Source organism: Kribbella sp. NPDC059898 (assembly GCF_042730855.1).
GTDB lineage: Bacteria > Actinomycetota > Actinomycetes > Propionibacteriales > Kribbellaceae > Kribbella.
This window is the reverse complement of record NZ_JBHWKR010000003.1, coordinates 633,076-646,586: the sequence shown is the minus strand read 5'-3', so window position 1 is coordinate 646,586 and position 13,511 is coordinate 633,076. Positions and strand designations below refer to the sequence as shown.

Genomic DNA, 13,511 nt, shown 5'->3' with positions numbered 1-13,511 from the left:
TGGACGGTTCGCCTGTGGACTTCATGCCTCGACAGTGAGGCCGAGGTGGTGTTCGAGGGCGTGCCAGGTGGACCGGTCGCTGAGGACGACGCGGCCTTGGTCGCAGGCGGCCCACGCGGCGGCTACCACGGACTGGATCACGCTGCGATTGCCGGCCGAGTGGGGTCGTAGCAGGGCGTCCGGGCCGGCCTCGAGGTGGTCGGTCGGCTCGACGCGCAGACGCAGCGGAGGCTGGAGCAGGCCGGTGAGGCCGGTTGCGACGTACGTCGGTCGCTCTGCCGGGGGCGCGAAGGCGAGGTCCTGCAGGCGAGCCGCTCCGGACAGGACGAGGATCGAGTCGAGGCCGGCCGCGTTCGCTCCGGCGATGTCGGTGTCGAGGCGATCACCACACACGAGCGTGGCGGCGGGCCCGGTTCCGAGGCGGGACCGGGCCAGGTCGAACAGCGCCGGGCCCGGTTTGCCGACCACGTGCGGAATCGCGGTGGTCGTGGATTGCACGGCCGCGACGAGCGCACCGTTTCCGGGCGCCGCGCCTCGTGCGGTCGGCAGCATCAGGTCGAGGTTGGTGACGACCCAGGTCGTCCCGGCCTGGACGAGGTAGCCCACCTCCGCTAGCTCGCTCCACGAGACATCCGCGCCCAGACCCTGGACGACCGCGGCAACCGGCGTACCGGTGAGCTCCGACGCCCGAACCGGTCTGAGAGCGACGTCCGCGAGCGCATCGGCGACGCCGGCGCCGCCGACAGCCAGCACCGGGGTCTGTGGCGGGAGGCGTGCGGACAGGTACGACGCGGCGGCCTGCGCGCTGGTGACCGCTGACCACCGGCCGGGCCTGAGCCCCAGTGCGCGGAGGTGACCTTGGACGGCGTCGCGCGGACGCGAGGCGTTGTTGGTGGCGAAGGCGACCTGGACGCCGTCGGCGATGAGATCGTTGAGAGTCTCGATCGCGCCTGGTACGGCGGCCGCTCCCCGGTACACCACGCCGTCGAGGTCGCAGATCAGCCCCCGGTACCGCGTCATCAGAGGTTCGGCTGTCATCTCGCTCCTTCGACGAGTGCAGGTCGTGCGCACGAGGCTAGAACCGCGGACAGCCCGCCGGTTCACCCGTGGGAGTGAACTCGCAGGCGATCCGGAAGGTCCACCCCCGCGGTCACCCCACGGGTGGATGTCGCCTTCCCGGCGGCCTGGTGTTCTGGGGATGCGGCCGATCTGTGAGGAGTGATGAGATGTTGACCGAGCGCTCGACACTGACCCAGTTCCTCATCGAGGAGCGCCGGCGGTTCCCGGGTTCGAGCGGCGAGCTGAACGCGTTGATCCACGACGTCGCGCTGGCCTGCAAGGCGATCTCGCGGCAGATCGCGTCGGCCGCGCTGACCGGCGTGCTCGGCAAGCACGGCGCCGTCAACGTTCAGGGCGAGCAGCAGCAGAAGCTCGATGTGGTGGCCAACGACCTCTTCCTCCGGGCCAACGAGTGGGGCGGGCAGCTGGCCGGGATGGCGTCGGAGGAGCTGGACGAGCCGTACCCGATCCCACCCCAGTACCCGCGCGGCAAGTACCTGCTGACGTTCGATCCGCTGGACGGTTCGTCGAACATCGACGTCAATGTGTCGGTCGGCAGCATCTTCTCGATCCTGCGCGCCGCGGTGCCGGGGGAGCCGGCGAAGACCGAGGACTTCCTGCAGCCCGGGACCGAGCAGGTCGCCGCCGGCTACGCGATCTACGGTCCGTCGACGGTCCTGGTGCTGACGGTCGGCACCGGCGTGCACGCGTTCACCCTCGATCCGGATCTCGGCGAGTTCTTCCTGACCCGCCGGGACATCCGCGTCCCGGCCACGACCTCGGAGTACGCCGTGAACACGTCGAACCGGCGCTTCTGGGAGCCGGCCGTGATGCGGTACATCGACGAGTGTCTGCAGGGCGTCAACGGGCCGCGCGGGAAGGATTTCAACATGCGCTGGGTGGCGTCGCTGGTCGCCGAGGCGCACCGGATCCTCACCCGCGGCGGTGTCTTCCTGTATCCGCGCGACTCCAAGGACCCGACGAAGGAAGGCCGCCTCAGGTTGCTGTACGAGGCCAATCCCGTCGCGCTCCTGATCGAGCAGGCCGGAGGCCTGGCGACGACCGGTCGCGAGCGGGTGCTGGACGTCGTTCCCACCGAGCTGCACCAGCGGATCGGGCTCGTCTTCGGTGCCCGTGACGAGGTCGAGCGGATCACCAGGTACCACCACGAGGCCCCGGCCGCGGACGGGGTCGACGAGCAGGACCACCCGCTGTACGGCCTGCGGGGTCTCTTTCGCGCCACCACCTGAGGAGCAGCCATGTCGGTCAAGCACCCTGTCGTCGCCATCACCGGATCGTCCGGCGCCGGCACCACGTCGGTGATGCGTACCTTCGAGCAGATCTTCCGCCGCGAGCAGGTCGACGCCGCGTTCGTCGAGGGCGACAGCTTTCATTCCTACGACCGGATGGCGATGAAGGGCGAAATGTCCCGGGCGCTGAGCGACGGGGACCATACCTTCAGTCACTTCGGGCCGGACGCCAACCTGTTCGAGGAGCTGGAGACCCTGTTCCGGGAGTACGGCGAAAGCGGCACCGGACGGGTCCGCAAGTACCTGCACGATCAGGACGAGGCAGCGCCGTACGGGCAGGAGCCGGGCACGTTCACGCCGTGGGAGGCGATCCCTGGCGGCACCGATCTGCTGTTCTACGAAGGGCTGCATGGCGCCGTGGCCACCGAGAAGGTCGACGTCGCGCAGTACGCGGACCTGCTGATCGGTGTCGTTCCGGTGATCAATCTCGAATGGATCCAGAAGTTGCAGCGGGACAAGGCGAAACGCGGCTACTCGACCGAGGCCGTGACGGAGACGATCCTGCGCCGGATGCACGACTACGTGAACTACATGTGCCCGCAGTTCTCCCGGACGGACGTCAACTTCCAGCGCGTGCCGGTGGTCGACACGTCGAACCCGTTCATCGCGCGGACGATCCCGACACCGGACGAGTCGATGCTGGTGATCCGGTTCAAGGACCCGCGCGGGATCGACTTCCCGTATCTGCTCTCGATGCTGCACGATTCGTTCATGTCGCGTCCGAACACGATCGTCTGCCCGGGCGGGAAGATGGACCTGGCGATGCAGCTGATCTTCACGCCGATGTTGTGGCGGTTGCTCGAGCGCCGGGACCGGGCCGCGTCCTGAGGTCGGTACGACGAGGAACCTGCCCATGGGCGCCGACCGCATGAGCACGCCTGCAGCGTCTGCGGATGGAGCCCGGCCTCGGCCACGGGTGCTGCCGGTCATCCGCCTCCGGCGAGCTGACGCTGGAACCATCTGACCAGCACGGGATCATCAGGCCCGTCGGTGACAAGCGTCGCCCGGGCCAGGTCGTCATCGCGGGTGTAGGCGTTGGGTACGGCCACGCACCGCAGGCCGGCCGCGACTGCGGCGCGGACTCCGTTCGCGGAATCCTCGACGGCGATCGCGACGCCGGGCCGGTGACAGGTCAGCTGCAACACGCGCTCATAGACCGCGGGATCGGGCTTCAGCCGCGGAACCTCGGTACCGGTGACGATCGTGTGGAACCTGGGCCCGAACACGCCGTCCAGCAGCGGCTCGACCCAGGCCCGGGTCCCGGTCGTGGCGACATGCAGCGCGATGCCGCTCGTCTCAAGCACGTCGAGCAGCTGGTGTACGCCGGGCCGCGCCCGGATAGCGCCCTCCGCGACGAGTGCCTGCATGTACTGCGTCTTGCGCCGATGCAGGCGCTGCGCGAGGTCAAGTGCTTCGGCCCGCGCTCGGCCGGTGTTTTCGAACCAGAACGCCAGCCGCTGCTTCCCACCGGCGACCCGAAGGAGTTGCCCGTACGTCGCCACGTCCCACCGATCGGGCAGTCCAGCCTCCTCGAACGCGGCGTTGAACGCTACCCGGTGTCCGTCCCGCTCGCTGTCGACGAGCGTGCCGTCGACGTCGAAGATCACGGCCTCGAGCCGGGCTGTCACGTCAGCTCCGCTCGGACAGGTGATCCTGAATCCGGGCGACGACCTGCTCCGCCGTGAAACCGTGGTGTGCCATCACCTCGTCGCCGGGACCGCTCGATCCGAACGAGTCGATGCCGATGGCAACATCCACGAGCCCGCTCCACCCGGCGGTGCTGCCGGCTTCGATACTGACGGTTGTCGGTGCCATCCCAGGCACATACTGCGACCGGTCGAGCACAGGTACGACGCGCACGCTGTAGCCGAGCGTGCGCAGGCGCTCCGCGACCGCGACCGCGAGCGATGCCTCCGAACCGGTGGCGACGATCTCGATCGACACGGGCTCGTCGTCGGCGAACTCCCGCCGGTCGAGTTGCGGGACCGCCTGTCGCGACAGGACCAGCGCGGTGGGGCCGTCGGTCCGTTCGAGCGCGAGACGCCACGCCTCGGCGGTCTCGGCGTCGTCGGCCGGGCGGAGAACCTGGAGGCCGGGGATCACCCGGAGCGAGTCGAGGTGCGCGATCGGCTGGTGTGTCGGGCCGTCCTCGCCGACGGCGATCGAGTCGTGCGTGAACACGTAGATCACTGGTTGTTTCATCAACGCCGACAGTCGGAGCGCCGGCCGGAGGTAGTCGGCGAAGACCAGGAAGGTGCTGCCGAAGACGCGGAAGCCGCCGTGCAGGCTGATGCCGTTCAGGAACGCGGCCATGCCGAATTCGCGGATCCCGAACGCGATCGCCGGACCGGAGTAGTTGTCCTTCGTGACCAGCTCGCCGAACACGGTGCCGGTCGACCCGGCGAGGTCCGCGCTGCCGCCGACCAGCTCGGGCATGATCGGGCGAACGGCGTTCAGACAGGCCTGGGAGGACTGCCGGGTGGCCCGCGGAACAGCGCCGACGACGGATCGCAAGGCCGCATCGAGGCCCGCGGGCAGCTCGCGGGCCGCGGCCCGGCGGAACTCGGCGGCGCGCTCCGGGGCAGCATCCGAGAAGGCTGCGAAGGCATCCTGCCAGGCTGTGTGTTCGCGGGCTCCTTCCGCGGCCAGCGTGGCGCAGGCGGCACGGACCTCCGCCGGCACCGTGAAGGCCGGATAGTTCCAGCCCGCGAGCCGCTTGGTCTCGGCCAGCAGCTCGTCACCCAAGGGCGAGCCGTGCGCCTTCGACGTGCCCTCCACACCCGGCGCGCCGCGGCCGATGACGGTCCGGACCGCGATGAAGCTGGGTCGTGGGTCGGCCTTCGCCCGCTTGATCGCCTGGTCGACGGCCTCGACGTCCGTCCCGTCGAGCACCGCCTCGGTGTGCCAGCCGTACGCCGCGAAGCGGGCCTGCTGGTCATCGCCGCACGACCGGTCGACACTGCCGTCGATGGTGATTGCGTTGTCGTCCCACAGCACGATCAGCCGGCCCAGACCGAGATGCCCGGCGAACGATCCCGCCTCGTGGCTGATGCCCTCCATCAGGCAGCCGTCGCCGACGATCGCGTACGTGTGGTGGTCGGTGATCTCCGGGTAGCGCGCGTGCTCCAGCCGCTCCGCGAGCGCCATACCCACGGCCATCGCGAGGCCCTGGCCGAGTGGTCCGGTGGTGCATTCGACGCCCGGCGTCTCGCCGTACTCCGGATGGCCCGGAGTGCGCGAACCCAGCTGGCGGAACCGGCGCAACTCGGATTCGGGAAGGTCGTAGCCGAAGATGTGCAGCAGACCGTACAGCAGGGCGGAGCCGTGGCCCGCGGACAGCACGAAGCGGTCGCGGTCTGCCCAGCCGGGCGCTGCGGGGTCGTGGCGGAGGTGCCGGCTCCACACGGTCCAGGCCATCGGGGCGGCGCCCATCGGCATCCCCGGATGGCCCGAATTGGCGGCTTGCACCATGTCGGCGGCGAGGAAGCGGAGCGTGTCGATCGCCAGCCGGTCGGTCTCCGTGGACGGCACGAACCGGGTGTGCAGAACGTCGGTCATCAGGCTGCCTCCTCCTTCGCCGCGGCACGTAGCCGCTTCACTGCCGCGGCCTTGCCGTCCGGGTACGCGTACATCCACGAACCCGAGATGAAGACGTCGGCACCGGCCGCGGACGCCGCCCGGATCGTCTTGTCGGTGACGCCACCGTCGACCTCGAGCTCGATCGGCCGCCCGGACTCGTCGATCATCCGTCGCAGGCGGGCGATCTTCGGCTCCACCGCGGCGAGGTACGCCTGCCCGCCGAACCCCGGGTTCACCGTCATCGCCAGCACCAGGTCGGTCTCGGCCAGTACGTGCGCGACCGTGTCCACCGGGGTGTGCGGGTTCAGGGCGACGCCGCTCCGGGCGCCGAGGTCGCGGATCCGCGCGAGCGTGCGGTGCAGGTGTCTGCAGGCCTCGGCGTGCACGATCACCAGCTCGCAGCCGGCGTCCACGTAGCGCCCCAGCAGCTCGTCGGGCTCCACGACCATCAGGTGTGCCTCGAAGCCGACGGTGCTGTACGGCCGGGCCGCCGCGATGACGTCGGGGCCGAACGTCAGGTTCGGGACGAACACGCCGTCCATGACGTCCCACTGGATCCGGTCGACACCGGCCTCGCACAGCTCGCGGACCTCCTCGCCGAGGCGGGCGAAGTCGGCGGGCAGGACGGACGGCACGACGAGCGGCTCGGTCATGGTTCTGGCCTTTCTGATCGGCTGGCTCCATCGGACCGGGTACGGCGTCCCGGCGGACTCACCCGGCCGGGTGGAGCCCCGGGTGAAATCGCGGCGAAAGCGGCGGATCACCCCGTCGGCCGCCGTACGCTGATCGGTATGCCGGTGTCATCCCCGACCCCTCCGACGGCGCTGCCGCCGCTGCGGCTCGTGCTGGTCGACGACCACGAGATGGTGCTGCACGGCCTCGATTCGATGCTCGGGCACTTCCCGGACCAGGTCACGATCGTCGGGCACGCGACGAACGCAACGGCGGCGTTCGCCTTGGTCACGGAGCAGCGGCCCGACATCGTGCTCTGCGACGTCCGCATCGGCAAGGAGTCCGGCCTCGATCTCTGCCGGCAGATCACCACGCAGTACCCGGACACCAAGGTCGTGCTGCTGACCGTGTACGACGACGAGCACTACCTGTACCAGGCGCTCCGCGTCGGCGCCTCGGGGTACATCCTGAAGCGGATCGACGGCCGGGAGCTGGTCGGTCATCTGAATCGTGTTCGGGAGGGCGAGACCGCCGTCGACCACGCGCTGGCGGGCCGGGTCGCCCTGTCCGCGGCACGCCTCAGCGCGGGGGAGTTCTGGTCGGGCGCACACCTGGGACTCACCCAACGTGAGTCGGAGGTGCTGGAGCTGCTCGTCTCCGGCCACTCGAACAGGGCGGTCGCGAGCAAGCTCGTGGTCAGCGAGGACACTGTGAAGACGCACATCCGCGGGCTCTACCGCAAGCTCGGCGTCTCCGACCGCAGCGGCGCGATCGCGGTCGCCCTGCGAGAGGGTCTGTTCCGTTGAGCCGCGGCGCGGTGCCGACCGCGGCAGAGCTCGCTGGGGTCTTCGCAGCCGACGGCGTCCTGATCTATGCGATCGACGACCAGGATCTGACCATCGCCGACCTGTGGCCCGGGCACCCGTCCTCCGGGAAACTCACCCTGCAGGTCGGGTTCGGCGTCACCGGTCTGGTCGCGCGCACGAAGGAGCCGGTGCTGCTGGACGCGGACTCCCCGCGGAACCCATTGCACCGCCAGCTGCTGGGGCTCGAGCCGAAGGAAACCGTCGCCCGGATGTGCCTGCCGCTGTTCGGGCTGGAGGACCGGATCGTCGGTGTCCTCGCCGTGCACCGCAGCCCGCAACGGCCGTTCGGTCCGGGCGACGTGGAGACCGCGCGGCCGTACGTCGCGGTGCTCGGCCTCGGACTGCACGCGGAACAGTTGTGGCGCGCGGTCAACCATCACCGCACGGAGCGGGACAGGCTGATCAAGCAGGCGATCTCGGCGCAGGAGGCCGAGCGCCGGCGGATCGCGTTCGACCTGCACGACGGCGTGACCACCGCGCTGGCGTCGATGTCGTTCCATCTGTCCGCGGCCGACCTCACCGTCTCGGAGGTCGCGGCCCACACGACCGGGACTGGCCAGGCCCAGGACCTCGAACGTGCCCGCGCGGAGCTCGTGTCCGCGCGTACCCTGGCCGACCTGGCGTACAACCAGACCCGGGCCGCGATCTCCGGTCTGCACAGCCTGGTGCTCGACGATCTCGGGCTGGTGGCGGCGATCGAGTCACTGGCCCAGATGGTCGCCCGGGAGGACGGACCGGCGGTCGATCTGGTCGTCGACCCCGCGGCCGATCTCGAGGACATTCCCGATCACGCGGCAGCCGCGCTCTACCGGATCGCCCAGGAGACGCTGGCCAATGCGGTCAAACATGCCGACGCGGAGCGGATCGTGCTGTCGCTGCGGCGGGTCGGTGACTCGATCGTGTTCGGCTGCGCCGACGACGGGAAGGGCTTCGACACCGGGCTGCGCCGGGTGGTGCGGACGGCCGGCGTCGACGGTGCGCAGCACTTCGGGCTGAGCTCGGTCGCGGAGCGTTGCGCGATGATCGAGGCGTCACTGCGGATCGAGTCCGTGTCCGGCCGCGGCACGACCGTCCTGGTCGAGCTGCCGCTCTGATCGGGCGCCGCAGCTAGCTCGGGCGGGTCGCGCTCGCCGCCTCGCGGCAGTTGGCGAGCAGCTTCTGCTGGGCGGTCGCGACGTTCGCTGGGTCGCCTGCCCAGGCCTGCAGCGCGGCGCTGACCAGCGCTCGTCCGAAGGAGAACGTCACGGACCAGGGAAGGTCCGGCATACCGCTCAACTCGTGGAGGAAGGAGCAGGCGTCGGCCGTGGTGTGCCCGCCGGAGAGGAACGCGATCCCCGGTACGGCGGCGGGCACGATGTCGTGCAGCACCTCGAACGTCGCCCGCGCGACGACGTCGGCGGGTGCCGGAGGCGCCGCGAGGCCGGGCGTGACGAAGTTCGGCTTGAGCACGATGCCGGTCAGGTCGACACCGGCCTGCCGCAGCTCGTCGAACAGCGCCGTCAGCGCCAGCCGGGTGGCCCGGTCGCAGGACGCCAGGTCGTGATCGCCGGTGCAGAGCACCTCCGGTTCGACGATCGGCACGATCCCGTGCTGCTGGCACAGGGCGGCGTACCTCGCCAGGGCATGGCCGTTCGCCCGGGCGACGTACTCGGTGATCGTGTGGACGTCGAAGACCGCGCGCCACTTGGCGAACGCGGCCCTCCGCTCGGCGTATGACGCCAGTCGCGCGCCCAGACCGTCGAGACCCTCGGTGATGAGGGCGCCGTTGTGGCCGGCCAGGGGAGAGGTGCCTGTGTCGACCTTGATGCCGGGGAGGACGCCGAGCTCGTGCGCGGCGTCCGGGAAGCTCCGGCCGTCGGAGAGCTGCTGGCCGAACGTCTCGTCGGCGAAGATGATGCCGCTCACCGACTCGGAGAGACCGGCGGCGGTGAGTAGCAGTTCGCGGTAGTCACGCCGCGCGGTCGGGCTCGCCGCAATGCCCTCCTGTTCGAGCCGGGCCGACATCGTCTTGATCGACTCGTCGGCGGCGAGCACACCGCGCCCGCCGCGGGTCATCCGCTGCGCGGTTTCCGCCAGGGTCGGCACGTGGGCGGGAATCGTGGTCGTCATGCCCAGCATGCTGCGCCTCGCGACCCCTGGCCGCACTCACCCTTTCGGGCGATTCCGGGTGTGAAACGCTGCCTCGCCGACGCGGTCGGTGTCGCAGACATGCTCGAGGAACAGGCGCGTGGCCGCCGTCGGCTCGGACGTCGTACACAGGTGCCACGGCCGGTCGAGCGGAGTGCCAGGTACGGCGTACGACGCCAACCGGCCGGTGTCCAGGTGGGCGCGGACCGCCTCCTCGTGGACGAGCGTGACGCCGAGGCCCTCGCGCGCCGCGGCCACCGCCGCTCCCGACGTACCGAGGGTGAGCAACGGCGGCGCGGCCTGGAGCCTGCCGAGCAGCGACAGCGTCGTGTCGCGGGTGCCGGACCCCAGTCCGGTGAGCAGCCAGGTCTTCGTCAGTGGGTTCTCACGAAGACCTGGGTGACCGACCAGCACCAGACGGTTCGGCCGCCGCGCCCTGGTGACGAGTCCGGTACCTCGTGGCGGGCGACCGGCGAGCACGAGATCGACGGCGTGGTCGGCGGCGAGTGCGAACAGCTCGTCGCGTGGCAGCACCGACAGCGAGAGCATGACCTGCGGATGTTCCGCGGCGAAGGATGCCATCAACCGGGGCAGGACGTACTCGCTCGCGGTCGCCACGGCGCCGATCCGGACCCGGCCGCGATCGGCGTCGTGCACCGCGCCGGATGCCTCGGCGAGCAGGCCGAGCAGCTTGCGGGCGTAGCGGGCGAAGGTCTCGCCCGAGTCGGTGGGCACGATGCCCCGGCCGGCTTTCGCGAACAGCGTCGTACCAAGAGCGGACTCCAGCGCCGCGACCGCCGCCGAGATGGCGGGCGGTGTCACGTGCAGGGCCTCGGCAGCTGCGCGGACGCTTCCGGTCTCGTACAGCGTCAGAAACGTTTGGAGCCGGCCCCACGTGGCGGCCGCCGGCAGATCGGCCATCGTTAAATCATCCCTTATCGATGAGCAGAGATTTGTCAATTGTAGTTGATCTGTTCCGCTCCCAGACTGGTAGCACCTGAACCGAGAAGGGGAGTGCCGATGACGAAAGAACGCTGGGACCCGGGCGTCCAGAGCTACGCCGGGATGGGGTACTGGAACCCCGACTACGTGCCCAAGGACACCGACGTCCTGGCGGTGTTCCGGGTGGCGCCGCAGGACGGTGTCGAGCCGATCGAGGCGGCGGCGGCCGTGGCGGGCGAGTCGTCCACCGCGACCTGGACCGTGGTCTGGACCGACCGGCTGACCGCCAACACCCACTATCAGGCCAAGGCGTACCGCGTCGACGAGGTCCCGGGCAGGCCGGGGGAGTACTTCGCCTACATCGCCTACGACATCGACCTGTTCGAGGAGAGCTCGATCGCGAACCTGACGTCGTCGATCATCGGCAACGTCTTCGGGTTCAAGCCGCTGAAGGCGCTGCGGCTGGAGGACATGCGGATCCCGGTCGCGTACACGAAGACCTTCCAGGGGCCCGCGCACGGGATCGTGATGGAACGCGAGCTGCTCAACAAGTACGGCCGTCCGTTGCTCGGAGCAACCATCAAGCCGAAGCTCGGCCTGTCGGCGCGCAACTACGGGCGGGTGATCTACGAGGCCTGCAAGGGCGGCCTGGACTTCACCAAGGACGACGAGAACATCAACTCGCAGCCGTTCATGCGCTGGCGGGACCGCTTCCTGTTCGGGATGGAGGGGGTCAACAAGGCCGTCGCCGAGACCGGTGAGCTGAAGGGGCACTACTTCAACGTGACGGCCGGGACGATGGAGGAGATGTACCGGCGCGCGGAGTTCGCCAAGGAGCTCGGCAGCCTGGTGATCATGATCGACCTGACGATCGGCTACACCGCGATCCAGTCGATGGCGATCTGGGCCCGGCAGAACGGCGTACTGCTGCATCTGCATCGCGCCGGGCATTCGACGTACACCCGGCAGAAGACGCACGGCGTGAGCTTCCGCGTGATCGCGAAGTGGTGCCGGCTGATGGGGGTCGACCACCTGCATGCCGGGACGGTCGTCGGCAAGCTCGAGGGCGACCCGGCCACCACCCGCGGGTACTACGACACGCTGCGGGAGAACCGGGTCCCGCTGAACCTGGAGAACGGGATCTTCTTCAACCAGGACTGGGCCTCGATGCCCGGAGTGATGCCGGTCGCGTCCGGCGGCATCCACGCCGGCCAGATGCATCAGCTGCTGGACCTGTTCTCCGACGACGTGATCCTGCAGTTCGGCGGCGGGACGATCGGCCACCCGTACGGCATCGCCGCGGGCGCCGAGGCGAACCGGGTTGCGCTGGAGGCGATGGTGAAGGCGCGCAACGAGGGCCGCGACCTGCTGCGCGAGGGTCCCGACGTACTGCGGAACGCGGCCAAGTCCTGCCAGCCGCTGGCGGCCGCGCTGTCGACCTGGGGCGAGGTCACCTTCGACTACACGAGCACCGATGCGCCGGACTTCGTGCCGACCGCGTCGGCGTCGGCCTGAAAGGAGCTGACCGATGAAGTTCCGCTACGGGACGTTCTCGTACCTGCCCGACCTCACCGACGACGAGATCGCCGCCCAGGTGAGGTACGCCCTGGACAACGGCTGGCCGGTGTCGGTGGAGTACACCGATGACCCGCACCCGCGCAACATCTACTGGGAGATGTGGGGTCTGCCGATGTTCGACCTCGCCGAGCCGGACGGCGTGCTCGCCCAGATCAACGAATGCCGTACGACGTATCCCGGCCACTACGTCCGGGTGCTCGCGTACGACGCGCGTCTCGGCCGTCAGTCCACCGCGTTGTCCTTCCTGGTCCAGTCTCCGGCGGAGGAGCCAGGCTTCGTGCTCGAGCGTCAGGACGGGCCGGACCGTACCCAGCGCTACTCGGTGAAGTCCTACGCCACGACCACGCCGGCCGGGGCGCGCTACGCGGGCGAGTGATCCGATGGACAAGCCCAAGGGATTCGGCTTTCCACGGCCGTCCGACGCGGCGGCCGCACCGACCGACGGCGAGGCGCTGCCCGAACCGGAGCTCCTCGGCGACGACGCTGAGCTCGACCTGTCGGCGGACGAGGCGGCGGCGAGGGTCGAGGAGACCCTGACCGCGCTGGACAGCGAGCTGATCGGCCTCGCGTCGGTGAAGCGCCGGGTGCGGGAGATCGCCTCGCTGCTCCAGGTCGACCGGGCCCGGCACCAGTTCGGGCTGACGGCCTCGAGACCGACGCTGCACATGAGCTTCACCGGCGGGCCGGGAACCGGCAAGACGACCGTGGCGTTGCGGATGGCAACCATCTTGCACGCGCTCGGCTACATCCGGGCGCCGCGGGTGCACACCGTCACCCGCGACGACCTGGTCGGCCAGTTCATCGGGCACACCGCCCCGAAGACGAAGGAGGCGATCGCGCGGGCCGCGGGTGGCGTGCTGTTCATCGACGAGGCCTACTACCTGTTCCGCCCGGAGAACGAACGGGACTACGGCCAGGAGGTGATCGAGATCCTGCTCACCGAGATGGAGAACGAACGCGGCGACCTGGTGGTGATCTTCGCCGGTTACCCGGACCGGATGGCCACGTTCTTCTCGGCCAATCCGGGGCTGAGCTCGCGCGTCCCGCACCACCTCGAGTTCGACGACTTCACCCACGAGGAACTGGTGCAGATCGCGGACCTGATGGTCGCGTCGGAGAACTTCCGGTTCGACGAGCAGGCCCGCGAGGTGTTCTCGGAGTACCTCACCCTGCGGATGCAGCGGCCGCGGTTCTCGAACGCCCGGAGCGTCCGGAACGCGATCGAGCGCTGCCGGTTGCGCCAGGCGCGCCGGCTGGTCGGGCTGCACCGGCCGCTGGGGAAGCAGGATCTCGTCACGCTGACTGCCGAGGACGTGTACGGCAGCAGCCTGTTCGCCGGGAACCAGAGCTGATCGACAGTGGCTATCGGGTCATCGAA

At 69.7% G+C, this 13,511-nt stretch carries 13 protein-coding genes; 7 read left to right on the top strand and 6 right to left on the bottom strand.

The window, feature by feature from the left end:
• Positions 1–21: 21 nt before the first annotated feature.
• Entirely contained in the window at positions 22–1,038 is a 1,017-nt protein-coding gene (locus tag ACFV9C_RS13295; RefSeq protein WP_380193329.1) for an HAD-IIA family hydrolase, read from the bottom strand.
• Positions 1,039–1,226: 188 nt separating this feature from the next.
• On the opposite strand from ACFV9C_RS13295, the gene ACFV9C_RS13290 reads away from it, so the two are divergent.
• Positions 1,227–2,309 (top strand): class 1 fructose-bisphosphatase, encoded by a 1,083-nt coding sequence (locus ACFV9C_RS13290; protein WP_380193328.1) that lies wholly within the window; start codon positions 1,227–1,229, stop codon positions 2,307–2,309.
• 9 nt (positions 2,310–2,318) lie between these two features.
• Positions 2,319–3,197, top strand: a complete 879-nt coding sequence (locus tag ACFV9C_RS13285) for a phosphoribulokinase (protein ID WP_380193326.1) — start codon at positions 2,319–2,321, stop codon at positions 3,195–3,197.
• Between the two features lie 98 nt (positions 3,198–3,295).
• Here the strand turns inward: ACFV9C_RS13285 and ACFV9C_RS13280 are convergent, their stop codons facing one another.
• From ACFV9C_RS13280 to rpe, 3 genes are read right to left on the bottom strand one after another with little or no spacing between them, the layout of a single operon-like run.
• Positions 3,296–3,997: an HAD-IA family hydrolase gene (locus ACFV9C_RS13280; RefSeq protein WP_380193325.1), complete on the bottom strand. Its 702-nt coding sequence runs from the start codon at positions 3,995–3,997 to the stop codon at positions 3,296–3,298.
• 1 nt (position 3,998) lies between these two features.
• Positions 3,999–5,927, bottom strand: coding sequence for a transketolase (gene tkt, locus ACFV9C_RS13275; protein WP_380193324.1), 1,929 nt, complete (start codon positions 5,925–5,927; stop codon positions 3,999–4,001).
• Positions 5,927–6,601 carry a ribulose-phosphate 3-epimerase gene (gene rpe / locus ACFV9C_RS13270; RefSeq protein ID WP_380193323.1) on the bottom strand — a complete coding sequence of 225 codons (675 nt, stop codon included), beginning with the start codon at positions 6,599–6,601 and terminating at the stop codon, positions 5,927–5,929. The genes tkt and rpe overlap by 1 nt, the downstream gene beginning before the upstream one ends.
• A 138-nt stretch (positions 6,602–6,739) precedes the next feature.
• Here rpe and ACFV9C_RS13265 point away from each other — a divergent pair, with 138 nt between their 5' ends.
• A complete protein-coding gene (locus tag ACFV9C_RS13265; protein ID WP_380193321.1) occupies positions 6,740–7,426 on the top strand; it encodes a response regulator in 687 nt (228 codons plus the stop codon).
• Positions 7,423–8,580, top strand: a complete 1,158-nt coding sequence (locus tag ACFV9C_RS13260; protein WP_380193319.1) for a GAF domain-containing sensor histidine kinase — start codon at positions 7,423–7,425, stop codon at positions 8,578–8,580. Before ACFV9C_RS13265 ends, ACFV9C_RS13260 begins: the two co-directional genes overlap by 4 nt.
• A 13-nt stretch (positions 8,581–8,593) precedes the next feature.
• Here the strand turns inward: ACFV9C_RS13260 and ACFV9C_RS13255 are convergent, their stop codons facing one another.
• The gene (locus ACFV9C_RS13255) at positions 8,594–9,595 is read right to left on the bottom strand and encodes a class I fructose-bisphosphate aldolase (protein WP_380193317.1); all 1,002 of its coding nucleotides are present in this window, start codon (positions 9,593–9,595) and stop codon (positions 8,594–8,596) included.
• A 36-nt stretch (positions 9,596–9,631) separates the two neighbouring features.
• Entirely contained in the window at positions 9,632–10,534 is a 903-nt protein-coding gene (locus tag ACFV9C_RS13250) for a LysR family transcriptional regulator (RefSeq protein ID WP_380193316.1), read from the bottom strand.
• A 99-nt stretch (positions 10,535–10,633) separates the two neighbouring features.
• On the opposite strand from ACFV9C_RS13250, the gene ACFV9C_RS13245 reads away from it, so the two are divergent.
• From ACFV9C_RS13245 to ACFV9C_RS13235, 3 genes are read left to right on the top strand one after another with little or no spacing between them, the layout of a single operon-like run.
• Positions 10,634–12,070 (top strand): form I ribulose bisphosphate carboxylase large subunit, encoded by a 1,437-nt coding sequence (locus ACFV9C_RS13245; RefSeq protein WP_380193314.1) that lies wholly within the window; start codon positions 10,634–10,636, stop codon positions 12,068–12,070.
• A 13-nt stretch (positions 12,071–12,083) separates the two neighbouring features.
• Positions 12,084–12,509 carry a ribulose bisphosphate carboxylase small subunit gene (locus ACFV9C_RS13240; RefSeq protein ID WP_380193312.1) on the top strand — a complete coding sequence of 142 codons (426 nt, stop codon included), beginning with the start codon at positions 12,084–12,086 and terminating at the stop codon, positions 12,507–12,509.
• Positions 12,510–12,513: 4 nt separating this feature from the next.
• Entirely contained in the window at positions 12,514–13,485 is a 972-nt protein-coding gene (locus ACFV9C_RS13235; RefSeq protein ID WP_380193310.1) for an AAA family ATPase, read from the top strand.
• The last annotated feature ends 26 nt before the right edge of the window (positions 13,486–13,511 follow it).

Bases quoted from the DNA above. Each gene is read 5' to 3' on its own strand.
- ACFV9C_RS13295 (WP_380193329.1), bottom strand. From the start codon at position 1,038: ATGACAGCCGAACCTCTGATGACGCGGTACCGGGGGCTGATCTGCGAC.
- ACFV9C_RS13290 (WP_380193328.1), top strand. From the start codon at position 1,227: ATGTTGACCGAGCGCTCGACACTGACCCAGTTCCTCATCGAGGAGCGC.
- ACFV9C_RS13285 (WP_380193326.1), top strand. From the start codon at position 2,319: ATGTCGGTCAAGCACCCTGTCGTCGCCATCACCGGATCGTCCGGCGCC.
- tkt (WP_380193324.1), bottom strand. From the start codon at position 5,927: ATGACCGACGTTCTGCACACCCGGTTCGTGCCGTCCACGGAGACCGAC.
- rpe (WP_380193323.1), bottom strand. From the start codon at position 6,601: ATGACCGAGCCGCTCGTCGTGCCGTCCGTCCTGCCCGCCGACTTCGCC.
- ACFV9C_RS13265 (WP_380193321.1), top strand. From the start codon at position 6,740: ATGCCGGTGTCATCCCCGACCCCTCCGACGGCGCTGCCGCCGCTGCGG.
- ACFV9C_RS13255 (WP_380193317.1), bottom strand. From the start codon at position 9,595: ATGACGACCACGATTCCCGCCCACGTGCCGACCCTGGCGGAAACCGCG.
- ACFV9C_RS13250 (WP_380193316.1), bottom strand. From the start codon at position 10,534: ATGGCCGATCTGCCGGCGGCCGCCACGTGGGGCCGGCTCCAAACGTTT.
- ACFV9C_RS13245 (WP_380193314.1), top strand. From the start codon at position 10,634: ATGACGAAAGAACGCTGGGACCCGGGCGTCCAGAGCTACGCCGGGATG.
- ACFV9C_RS13240 (WP_380193312.1), top strand. From the start codon at position 12,084: ATGAAGTTCCGCTACGGGACGTTCTCGTACCTGCCCGACCTCACCGAC.
- ACFV9C_RS13235 (WP_380193310.1), top strand. From the start codon at position 12,514: ATGGACAAGCCCAAGGGATTCGGCTTTCCACGGCCGTCCGACGCGGCG.